9 protein-coding genes are annotated in these 10,072 nt (G+C 71.8%); all 9 read right to left on the bottom strand.

The genetic code is table 11. The annotated features are described in order from the left end of the window. Positions 1-205: Rho termination factor N-terminal domain-containing protein (locus tag ABD481_RS45930; RefSeq protein WP_344672256.1), on the bottom strand; the 205-nt coding region annotated here is incomplete at its 3' end. A 401-nt stretch (positions 206-606) separates the two neighbouring features. After that, entirely contained in the window at positions 607-1,587 is a 981-nt protein-coding gene (gene thrB / locus ABD481_RS45925) for a homoserine kinase (protein WP_344672255.1), read from the bottom strand. A 192-nt stretch (positions 1,588-1,779) separates the two neighbouring features. Next, positions 1,780-2,835 (bottom strand): threonine synthase, encoded by a 1,056-nt coding sequence (gene thrC / locus ABD481_RS45920; protein ID WP_344672254.1) that lies wholly within the window; start codon positions 2,833-2,835, stop codon positions 1,780-1,782. 19 nt (positions 2,836-2,854) lie between these two features. Continuing rightward, positions 2,855-4,150, bottom strand: a complete 1,296-nt coding sequence (locus ABD481_RS45915) for a homoserine dehydrogenase (RefSeq protein ID WP_344672253.1) — start codon at positions 4,148-4,150, stop codon at positions 2,855-2,857. 178 nt (positions 4,151-4,328) lie between these two features. Beyond that, positions 4,329-5,726, bottom strand: coding sequence for a diaminopimelate decarboxylase (gene lysA / locus ABD481_RS45910; RefSeq protein ID WP_344672252.1), 1,398 nt, complete (start codon positions 5,724-5,726; stop codon positions 4,329-4,331). Between the two features lie 35 nt (positions 5,727-5,761). Continuing rightward, a complete protein-coding gene (gene argS, locus ABD481_RS45905) occupies positions 5,762-7,438 on the bottom strand; it encodes an arginine--tRNA ligase (RefSeq protein WP_344672251.1) in 1,677 nt (558 codons plus the stop codon). A gap of 207 nt (positions 7,439-7,645) precedes the next feature. Next, positions 7,646-8,044: a response regulator gene (locus tag ABD481_RS45900; protein WP_344672250.1), complete on the bottom strand. Its 399-nt coding sequence runs from the start codon at positions 8,042-8,044 to the stop codon at positions 7,646-7,648. 61 nt (positions 8,045-8,105) lie between these two features. Further along, positions 8,106-9,389, bottom strand: coding sequence for an HAAS signaling domain-containing protein (locus ABD481_RS45895; protein ID WP_344672249.1), 1,284 nt, complete (start codon positions 9,387-9,389; stop codon positions 8,106-8,108). Further along, the gene (locus tag ABD481_RS45890; RefSeq protein WP_344672248.1) at positions 9,386-9,721 is read right to left on the bottom strand and encodes a PadR family transcriptional regulator; all 336 of its coding nucleotides are present in this window, start codon (positions 9,719-9,721) and stop codon (positions 9,386-9,388) included. Before ABD481_RS45890 ends, ABD481_RS45895 begins: the two co-directional genes overlap by 4 nt. Positions 9,722-10,072: the final 351 nt, after the last annotated feature.

Here is a 10,072-nt window from a genome sequence, read left to right as displayed (position 1 = left end):
CCGGCTCGGCCTTGGCGGCGGCCGCGCCGCCGCCGTTCTTCTCCTGAATAGCCTCGACGAGCTGGCCCTTGCGCATCCGCGCGGTCCCGGTGATCCCCAGGCTCACGGCGTAGGCCTGCAGCTCGGGGAGCAGCATCGAGGACAGCCCCTTGCCGGCGCGCCCGGACGGGGCGGTGGCGGGGGATTCAGTCGTGGTGTCGCTCACGAAGCGATCCTTCCTGGTCGCCGACCCGCGCGGGCTTCAGCCGCGCCGGGTGCGGGGACAGGTGCTGGTTGTGTTGAGCAGTGTTGAATTTGGAACCGAGGTCGCATTACAGGGTGTCCGCGCATGACAGATACAGATCAGCCGCGGAAGCATTCACACGGGATACCTAAGACTGCACTCGCGCGAATCGCCGCCGACGGGGCCAGTGCCCGCCTTAGGAGATGTGTCGCGCTGTCGCTCACCTGTGGTGAAGTCGGTGCTCGACAGGAGAGTAACACCTCGTGGTGTCCAGCGGGACTCCGCCTCGGCCTCGAGGGGATCCCAAGGAAAACCATACGCGGGCGCTGCTCTCACCATTCACAGTCCCCCGTGGCGTGGGTTTGAACCCTGGGTCGTGACCCTCATCGGGATCCGTTCCCCGCCCACGCGCCATCGGCTGTACCCAATGCTACCGCACCGGCGCCGTCAACGGCGAGGTCGAGGGCGGTCCAGCCGGCGCCGGCCGCCGCCGTGCCGGTCGTGATCACCGCCTGGACCTGGTCCTTCGTCGTCAGAACCAGGACGGTGGGACCGGCGCCGGAGACCACGGCGGCGTGTCCGGCCGCGCGCAGCGCGCCGATCAGCGCGGCCGAGGCCGGCATGGCCGGCGCCCGGTAGTCCTGGTGCAGGCGGTCCTCGGTGGCGGCGAACAGCAGGTCGGAGCGGCCGAGGGTGACCGCGGCGGCCAGCAGCGCCGAGCGGCCGGCGTTGCGCGCGGCGTCGGCGTGCGGCACCAGCTTGGGCAGCAGACCGCGCGCCACCTCGGTGGACAGCCCCTCGTCGGGCACGAACGCCACCGCGGCCAGCGTGTCGTGCGGGTCCACGCGCAGTACGCGCGCGGTGGTGTTGGCGGCGTCCGCGATTTCACCCGCTTGGTCCAACCAGGCCACGGTGAAGCCGCCGCGCAGGCAGGCCGCGACGTTGTCGGGGTGGCCCTCCATCTCGGTGGCCAGCTGCAACGCCTCGTCGTCGGTGAGCGTCGCGCCCACGGTCAGGGCACGGGCGGCGGCGATCCCGGCGCAGATGGCGCCGGCCGAGGAGCCCAGGCCGCGGGCGTGCGGGATCCGGTTGGCGCAGACCACCTCCAGGCCGGGCGGCCGGGCGCCGAGCCGGTCGAAGGCGCGGCGCAGGGCCCGCACCACCAGGTGGCTCTCGTCGCGGGCCACCGTGTCGGCACCCTGGCCGGCCACGTCGACCCGCAGGCCGTCGTCGGCTATCCGGACCATCACCTCGTCGTACAGCCCGAGCGCCAGGCCCAGGGAGTCGAAGCCGGGTCCGAGATTGGCACTGGTGGCCGGCACGCGGACCCGCACCGGGGCGGCTCGGAAGACAGGGCTCGGCATTGCGCTCCGTTCGTGCGGGTGGTGCGGGCTTGAGGGAAGCCGTTGAGCTTGCGCTGAGGCTTATCGCGGGGGATCCGGACTTGTCAGAGTTCTGGACTTCTCATCATGTCCGGACCTGCCAGGAGCCCGGACTTGTCAGAAATCTGAGCTTCTCAGAAGTCCGGGCTCCTCAGAGGTCTATCAGAGCCTTCCTCAGCCCAGGCTGAGGGCCTCGGCGACGGCCTGCACCTCGGCCGGCACCGGCTCCGGCAGCGGCGGCGCGGCCTTGATCGCCCAGTCCGGGTCCTTCAGGCCGTGGCCGGTGACCGTGATGACGATCCGCTGCCCGGGCTCCAGCCGGCCGGCCCGGGCCAGCTTCAGCACGCCCGCGACCCCGGCGGCCGAGGCCGGCTCGACGAACACGCCCTCCTCGGCGGAGAGCACGCGGTGCGCGGCCAGGATCTCCTCGTCGGTCACGGCCTCGATGACGCCGGTCGAGGCCTCACGGGCGGCCACCGCCATGTCCCAGGAGGCCGGGTTGCCGATCCGGATCGCGGTGGCGATGGTGTCCGGGTGCTCCACCGGCGCGCCGTTGACGATCGGGGCGGCGCCGGCGGCCTGGAAGCCGAACATCCGCGGGGTCCGGGTCGCCGGGCCCTCCTTGGCGTACTCCTGGTACCCGAGCCAGTAGGCCGAGATGTTCCCGGCGTTGCCGACCGGCAGCGCGTGGATGTCGGGGGCGTCGCCGAGCTCGTCGACGATCTCGAAGGCGGCGGTCTTCTGGCCCTGCAGGCGCACCGGGTTCACCGAGTTCACCAGCGCCACCGGGTACTTCGCGGCCAGCTCGCAGGCCAGCCGCAGGCAGTCGTCGAAGTTGCCCTCGACCGGCAGCTGGGTGGCGCCGTGGGCGAGCGCCTGGGCCAGCTTGCCCAGGGCGATCTTGCCGGCCGGGACCAGCACCACCGGACGCAGCCCGGCCCGGGTGGCGTAGGCGGCCGCCGAGGAGCTGGTGTTGCCGGTGGAGGCGCAGACCACGGCCTCGGCCCCGGCCTGCTTGGCCAGCGAGATCGCGGTGGTCATGCCGCGGTCCTTGAACGACCCGGTCGGGTTCATGCCCTCGACCTTGACGAACACCTCGCCGCCGGTCAGCGCGGACAGCCGCGGGGCGGCGAGCAGCGGCGTGCCGCCCTCGCCCAGCGTGACCACGGGCGTGCCGGCGTCGACCGGCAGCCACTGTCGGTACTCCTCGATGACGCCACGCCAAGCCATGTCCGTGCCTTCCTGAAGGTCAGTCCGATTCGACGCGCATGACGCTGGACACGTCACGCACGATGTCCAAAGCCCGCAGCCGGGCCACGGTCGCGGTCAGCGCCGCGTCCGGGGCCAGGTGCGTGACGATCACCAGCTGCGCGTCCAGCCCGCGGCCGGACTGGCGGACGGTGGCGATCGATACATCCTGTTCGGCGAAGATACCGGCGACCGCCGAGAGCACGCCCGGTTTGTCGTCGACGTCCAGGCTGATGTGGTAGCGGGTCCGGGCCTCGCCGACCGGGCGCACGGTCAGCCCGGCGTAGGCCGACTCGCCGGGCCCGCGGCTGCCGGTCACCTTGTTGCGGGCCACCGCGACCAGGTCGCCGAGCACCGCCGAGGCGGTCGGCGAGCCGCCGGCGCCGGGGCCGTAGAACATCAGCTGGCCGGCCGACTCGGACTCGATGAACACCGCGTTGTAGGCCTCGCGCACCCCGGCCAGCGGGTGGCTGCGCGGGATCATCGCCGGGTGCACCCGGGCCGAGACCTTCTTGGCCTCCTGGTCCACCTCGCAGATGGCCAGCAGCTTCACCACCGAGCCCATCGCCTTGGCGCTGGCGATGTCGGCGGCGGTGACCTCGGTGATGCCCTCGCGGTAGACGTCGGAGGCGGTGACCCGGGTGTGGAAGGCCAGCCCGGCCAGGATCGCGGCCTTGGCGGCGGCGTCGAAGCCCTCGACGTCGGCGGTCGGGTCGGCCTCGGCGTAGCCCAGCGCGGTGGCCTCCTCCAGCGCCTCGGTGAAGCCGGCGCCGGTGGTGTCCATCCGGTCCAGGATGAAGTTGGTGGTGCCGTTGACGATGCCCAGCACCCGGCGCACCCGGTCGCCGACCAGGGACTCGCGCAGCGGGCGCAGCAGCGGGATGGCCCCGGCCACCGCGGCCTCGTAGTACAGGTCGGCGCCGTGCCGCTCGGCGGCCTGGTACAGCGTGCCGCCGTCCTCGGCCAGCAGCGCCTTGTTCGCCGAGACCACGGACTTGCCGGACTCCAGCGCGGCCAGGATCAGCGAGCGGGACGGCTCGATGCCGCCGATGACCTCCACCACCAGGTCCACGTCGGCCCGTTTGACCAGGCCCTCGGCGTCGGTGGTGAACAGCTCGGCGCCGACCCCGGGGATCTCGCGCTGCCGGTTCGGCCGCCGCACGGCGATGCCGACCAGCTCCAGCGGCGCGCCGACGCGCGCGGCCAGGTCGGCGGCGTTGGCCGTCATCAGGCGCGCGACTTCCGAGCCGACTACCCCACAGCCCAGCAGCGCCACCCTCAGCGGCTCAGTACGCATCGCTCAACCCCACATCAACTCGGTCGGCGCCGTGCGCATCAGCGGGCACGGCACAGTCAGTCATAGCAGTCTCGCCGAATCCCATCCCTCGACAACACGTCGTCCGGGATATGGGATCGTCCGGTCTGCGGACCGGACCCGGGCGGGCCGGGGGCCCGGGGCCCGTCGGCGGGCCGGGCTAGCCCAGGTCCAGGCCCAGCAGGTCGTCCTCGGTCTCGCGGCGCACGATGACCCGGGCGGCGCCGGCCCGCACCGCGATCACCGGCGGCTTGAGCACGTGGTTGTAGTTGCTGGCCATGGAGCGGCAGTAGGCGCCGGTCGCGGCCACGGCGAGCAGGTCGCCCGGGGCGGTGTCGGAGGGCAGCCAGGCGTCGCGGACGACGATGTCGCCGGACTCGCAGTGCTTGCCGACCACGCGGGAGAGCATCGGCTCGGCGGCGCTGTCCCGGCTCACCAGGCGCACGGTGTACTCGGCGTCGTAGAGCGAGGTGCGGATGTTGTCGGACATGCCGCCGTCCACCGAGACGTAGGTGCGCAGGCCCGGCAGCGGCTTGACGGTGCCGACCTCGTAGAGGGTGATCCCGGGCGGGCCGGCGATGGCGCGGCCGGGCTCGACCGAGATCCGGGGGCGGGCCAGGCCGGCGGCGTCGCACTCGCGGGCCACGATCTCCTTCAGGCGGCGCGCGGTCTCGGCGATCGGCGCCGGGTCGTCGGTCTCGACGTAGGCGATGCCCAGGCCGCCGCCGAGGTCCAGCTCCGGCAGCTCGACGCCGTGGTCGCGCTTGATCGCGGCCAGCGCCTCGGACAGGCGGTGCGCCGCCACCTCGAACCCGGCGGTGTCGAAGATCTGACTGCCGATGTGCGAGTGCAGGCCCATCAGCTCCAGGTGCTCGCCGTGCTTCAGGATGCGCGCCACCGCCTCGGCGGCCGCGCCGCCGGCCAGCGAGAAGCCGAACTTCTGGTCCTCGTGCGCGGTGGCGATGAACTCGTGGGTGTGCGCCTCGACGCCGGCCGTGACCCGGACCAGGACCCGCTGGCGGACGCCGTGCTCGGCGGCGATCGCGGCCAGGCGCTCTATCTCGTCGTGGGAGTCGACGATGATCCGGCCGACGCCGGCGGCCACGGCGCGCTCCAGCTCGGCGGCGGACTTGTTGTTGCCGTGGAAGCCCAGGCGGGCGGTCGGGAAGCCGGCGCGCAGCGCCACGGCGAGCTCGCCGCCGGAGCAGACGTCCAGGTGCAGGCCCTCCTCGGCGGCCCACTTGGCGATCGCGACGGACAGGAACGACTTGCCGGCGTAGTACACGTCGGCGTCCTCGCCGAAGGCCTCGACCCAGGCGCGGGCCCGGCGGCGCCAGTCGTCCTCGTCGATCAGATAAGCGGGAGTTCCGAATTCGCGCGCCAGGTCGCGGACGTCCGCGCCGGCGAAGGTGAGCGCGCCGGACCCGGCGTCGCGCACCGCCCCGCCGGGCCAGACCCGGCCGTCGAGCCGGTTCAGGTCGGCCGGAGCGGCCGCCGGGCCGCCCTCGGGGAGGACGTCGGCGTGCCGGGGGCCGGCGGGGTGCGCGCTTCTGCTCATGGACCGAAAGTGTTCCCTACTCGCGGTCCGTTTTGTCACATGCGCTCAGGGGCCGAGACGCCGAGCAGGTCCAGGCCGTTGCGGACCACAATCTGGCTGGCCTCGGCCAGCCACATCCGGGCGCTGTTGAGATCGGTCATGGGCTCGTCGCCCTCCGGCAGGATCCGACAGTCGGTGTACCAGCCGTGGTACTTCTTCGAAAGGTCCTCAAGGTAGTGCGCGACCTTGTGCACCTCGCGCTGCCCGGCCGCCAGTGCCACGACCCGCGGGAAGTCGGCCAGCGTGGCGAGCAGATCGCTTTCGCGCTCGTGGGTGAGCAGTTCCGGCTGGAAGCCGCCCCTCTCGTAGCCCTTCTCCGCGGCGTTGCGCTTGACCGCGCACATCCGCGAGTGCGCGTACTGGACGTACCAGACCGGGTTCTCTGCTTTCTGCGCCGTGAGCAGATCCACGTCCAGGACCAGTTCGTTGTCGACGTTCGAGCGGGCCAGCGCGTACCGGGCGGCGTCGACGCCAAGAAGGTCGATCACGTCGTCCAGAGTGACGATGTTCCCGGCGCGCTTGGAGAGCTTGACCTCCTGGCCCTCCTTGACGATCTTCACGAACTGGCCGATCAAGACCTCGATGTCGCGGTCCGGGTCGTCCCCGGAGCAGGCGGCGAGCGCCTTGAGGCGGCCGACGTAGCCGTGGTGGTCGGCGCCGAGCATGTAGATGCAGGGAGAGAAGCCGCGGTCGCGCTTGTCGAGGTAGTAGGCGCAGTCGGCGGAGAAGTAGGTGCGCTCGCCGTTGGAGCGGACGATGACGCGGTCCTTGTCGTCGCCGAAGTCGGTGGTGCGCAGCCAGACGGCGCCGTCCTGCTCGAAGACGTGGCCCTGTTCGGCGAGCCGGTCGGCGACGCCCTCGACGGCGCCGGAGTCGTGCAGGGTCCGCTCGGAGAACCAGACGTCGAAATGGGTGCGGAAGCGTTCCAGGGATTCCTGCTGGAGCCGCAGCTGCGTCTTGTAGCCGGCGGTGCGGAAGGCCTCGACCTGGGCCTGCTCCGGCAGGCTGGTCAGGACCGGGTGCTCGTCGAGGACGGCTTGGGCGAGGTCCTTGATGTAGGCGCCCTCGTACAGGCCCTGGCCCTCGGGGACGTCCTGGCCGTTGGCGCGCAGGGCCAGCGACAGGCCGAAGTTGTTCATCTGGTTGCCGGCGTCGTTGATGTAGAACTCGCGGGTGACGTCGGCGCCGGCCGCCTCCAGCAGGCGGCCGAGGGCGTCGCCGACGGCGGCCCAGCGGGTGTGGCCCAGGTGCAGCGGGCCGGTCGGGTTGGCGGAGACGAATTCGAGGTTGATCCGCTGACCGGTGAAGGTGGTGCTGCGGCCGTAGTCGGCGCCCTGCGCCGCGATGGTCCTGGCGATCTCGCCGGCGGCGCCGGCGGCCAGGCGGAGGTTGAGGAATCCGGGGCCGGCGATCTCCGCTCCGGCGATGCCGTCGACGCGGCGCAGGCGCTCGGCGAGCAGCTCGGCCAGGGCGCGCGGGGGGAGGCCGGCGGCCTTGGTCAGCTGGAGGGCGACGTTGGTGGCGTAGTCGCCGTGGTCGCGGTTCTTCGGGCGCTCGACGGTGACGGTCCGCGCGGGCCACACGCCCGGGACCGGGGTGAGGGTCAGCGTGCCGTCGGCGACGGCGGCGTTCAGGGTGTCGAGGACGACCTGGGAGAGCTGCTCGGGAGTCACCCGCCAAGGGTACGGCAGGCCTGGCGGGTGACCGTTTGGGGAGGTGGGGGCGGGTCGGCGAGGGCGGGATGGTGGGCTGGGCCGGGGGCAGGGATGAGGCAGGGGCGGCGCTGAGCCAGGGGTGAGGATGAGCGAGGGGTGACGCTGAGTCAGGGGTGAGGATGAGCGAGGGGCGGGGATGAGCGGGGAGTCGGGCGGGGCCCTCGCTCAGCGCGCGCCGGGCCCGGACAGGGCCCGTACCGCCTCGACGAGGTCGCCGGGTTCGAAGGGCTTGGTGATGTACGCGTCCGCGCCCGCCGACTCGCCGCGCCGCCGGTCCTCCGGCAGCGCGGCGGCGGTCACCACCACGACCCGTGGCGCGCCGAGGGCCGGGTCGCGCTTGAGGCGGCGCAGCACGTCGAGTCCGCCGGGGCCGGCGCCGGGCAGCACGGGGAGCAGCAGGTCGAGCGTCACCACGTCGGCGCCGGGGACCAGTTCCAGGCAGCGGGCGCCGGAGTCGGCCTCCAGCACCTCGAAGCCCTCCAGCTCCAGGTTGATGCGGATCAGGGTCCTGACCACGTCGCTGTCGTCGACCACGAGCACACGCGGAGGGCCGGTTTCTGTCACCCGGCCACCGTAGCGGTCCGGCGGGTGGTCGCTACCCCTCTGCGCCAGGGTTCGCCGGGGTCTAACGGAGCGTCGACGGCGGGGGTGAGCTCTGCGCCGGGGTGGCGCTGGTCGGCGTGGAGGTGGCGGGAGTTGCGGGGGTGGAGGGTGCTGGGGTCTGCGTGCTCTGCGCACTATGCGTGCTCTGCGGACTCTGCGTGCTCTGCGCGGTCGTCGGGCTCGCGGAGCTTGTGGGGCTCGCGCCGGGGGTGGTGGGCGACGTCCCACCGGAAGGCGTCGCAGAATCCTGCGGTGTGGGCTGGCCCGACAGGTGCACTCCCTTCGGCGGCGCAACGTTGGGCGGCGGGATCGTGACGTAGTGCGCCGTGTTGTCGGTGGCGCTCCACTGCGCCGACATCAGCTGCTTCGGATACCGGTTGGTGACCAGCTGCCCCGAACCGTCGACCCACGCGCCTCCGTCGATGTTCCCGCCGAAGGTCTCCCCCGGTCGGGCAACGTTCACCGGCTGCCCGTCCTGGTTGTAGATGTAGACGCCGTCGAGCAGCTTGCCGTCCTTGTCGTAGACGAACAGGTTCGTGATCGGGCCGCCGTTCTCGTTGAGGTCGGCCGAGGAGTAGTAGCCCTGCGGGGAGTAGGCGTAGTTGGCGTACGGCTGGCTGCCCGAGTGGTCGTTCGCCGAGACCGCGCCGGACACGAGGATCGTGAAGGCGAAGATGCCCAGCACGGTCTCCCCCGCGATGAGGAGGCGTCGCCGCCAGCCGTCGCCGAGGCCGTAGCGGCCCACGTACACCGAGGCGGGGATCGCCAGCAGCAGCGCGACGAGGCCGACCAGCCGGCTCTCGCCGACGCGTGGGATCACCGCGAAGTCCTGCCAGAGGTTGACGTTGCCGGTCAGTACCTCCAGCACGCGTACCAGGACCCACGCGCGGAACACCCACCACGCGGGCGTCAGCGACGGCAGGAAGTCCAGCACCTGGCGGCCGGCCTCCGTGGAGCGGACGCGACGCTCGACCCGGCGGCCCCGGTCCGCCAGCCCGTGCCGCACCGCGCGGGTCAACACCCGCCACCCGCCGGGCGCGGACGCGGCGGCTGCCCGGGCCTCCCCCGGCCCGGGCAGCCCCGCAGCCTGTCGCAGCTCCCTGGCATACGTCGCGGGCGCCCCGAGCCGCTCGCGCAGTGCACCGACGTCCTCGGCCGCGACCTCGCGCAGGTGGTCCTCCAGGTCCTCCAACAGCTCGGCACTGTCGGCGGGTGGCAGGTCCACGAGCTGCGCGCGCACTTCGGCCGCATAAGCGGCCACCTCGTCCTCGAGGTCCTGGAAGCCCTCGAAATCCTGGGAACTCATACCCGCTCTCCCCTCCGTGTCCCGAGCAGCCGGTCCATGGCCCCGGCGAACGTCCGCCACGTCGCCGTGGACTCCTTCAGCTGAGCGCGCCCACTGGCGTTGATGCCGTAGTACTTGCGGTGCGGCCCCGATTCCGACGGCACGACGTAGCTCGTCAGGAATCCGTTCGCGTACAGCCGCCTCAACGTTCCGTACACCGAGGCGTCGCCAATGTCCTCGAACCCTGCGACGCGCAGCCGGCGGACGATGTCGTAGCCGTAGCCGTCTTCGTCCTCCAGGACTGCCAGCACTGCTGAGTCCAGGACGCCTTTGAGCAGTTGCGTGGAATCCATTGCTCCTCCTGTGCGGAACACGGTACTACACATTGCAGAGTACTGTGCAGAGGGGAGGAGTTGGGGAGGAGCAGAGGGTAGGAGTTGGGGAGGAGGGGAGTTTTAAAAGTCAAGAGATTTAGTGAAAAGCTAAAGGCAGGCGCCTCCGGCGGGGACCTCTGATCCCTCGGAGAACTGGCGCCAGCTCCATAGGGGGGTCTGGTCAGTCCCTGCGCTGGCGGTTGGTGGGGTGGGGGTTTGTTCCCCTCGCTCACGTCGGCAGCCCTACGGGTACAGCACCGCCGCCCAGGTATCAAGTCCATGCCGGAACCTTGTTGTTCTAGCGCTGCGGTTGGGCTTGCATGAACTTGA

Source organism: Catenulispora yoronensis, from assembly GCF_039531695.1.
In the GTDB taxonomy this organism is placed as follows: domain Bacteria; phylum Actinomycetota; class Actinomycetes; order Streptomycetales; family Catenulisporaceae; genus Catenulispora; species Catenulispora yoronensis.
The sequence above is the reverse complement of the archived record's forward strand: the minus strand, read 5'-3'. Positions and strand labels throughout refer to the sequence as shown.

Excerpts from the sequence above, each read along its gene's own strand:
- thrB (WP_344672255.1), bottom strand. The coding sequence starts at position 1,587 with ATGCCGAGCCCTGTCTTCCGAGCCGCCCCGGTGCGGGTCCGCGTGCCG.
- thrC (WP_344672254.1), bottom strand. The coding sequence starts at position 2,835 with ATGGCTTGGCGTGGCGTCATCGAGGAGTACCGACAGTGGCTGCCGGTC.
- ABD481_RS45915 (WP_344672253.1), bottom strand. The coding sequence starts at position 4,150 with ATGCGTACTGAGCCGCTGAGGGTGGCGCTGCTGGGCTGTGGGGTAGTC.
- lysA (WP_344672252.1), bottom strand. The coding sequence starts at position 5,726 with ATGAGCAGAAGCGCGCACCCCGCCGGCCCCCGGCACGCCGACGTCCTC.
- ABD481_RS45895 (WP_344672249.1), bottom strand. The coding sequence starts at position 9,389 with ATGAGTTCCCAGGATTTCGAGGGCTTCCAGGACCTCGAGGACGAGGTG.
- ABD481_RS45890 (WP_344672248.1), bottom strand. The coding sequence starts at position 9,721 with ATGGATTCCACGCAACTGCTCAAAGGCGTCCTGGACTCAGCAGTGCTG.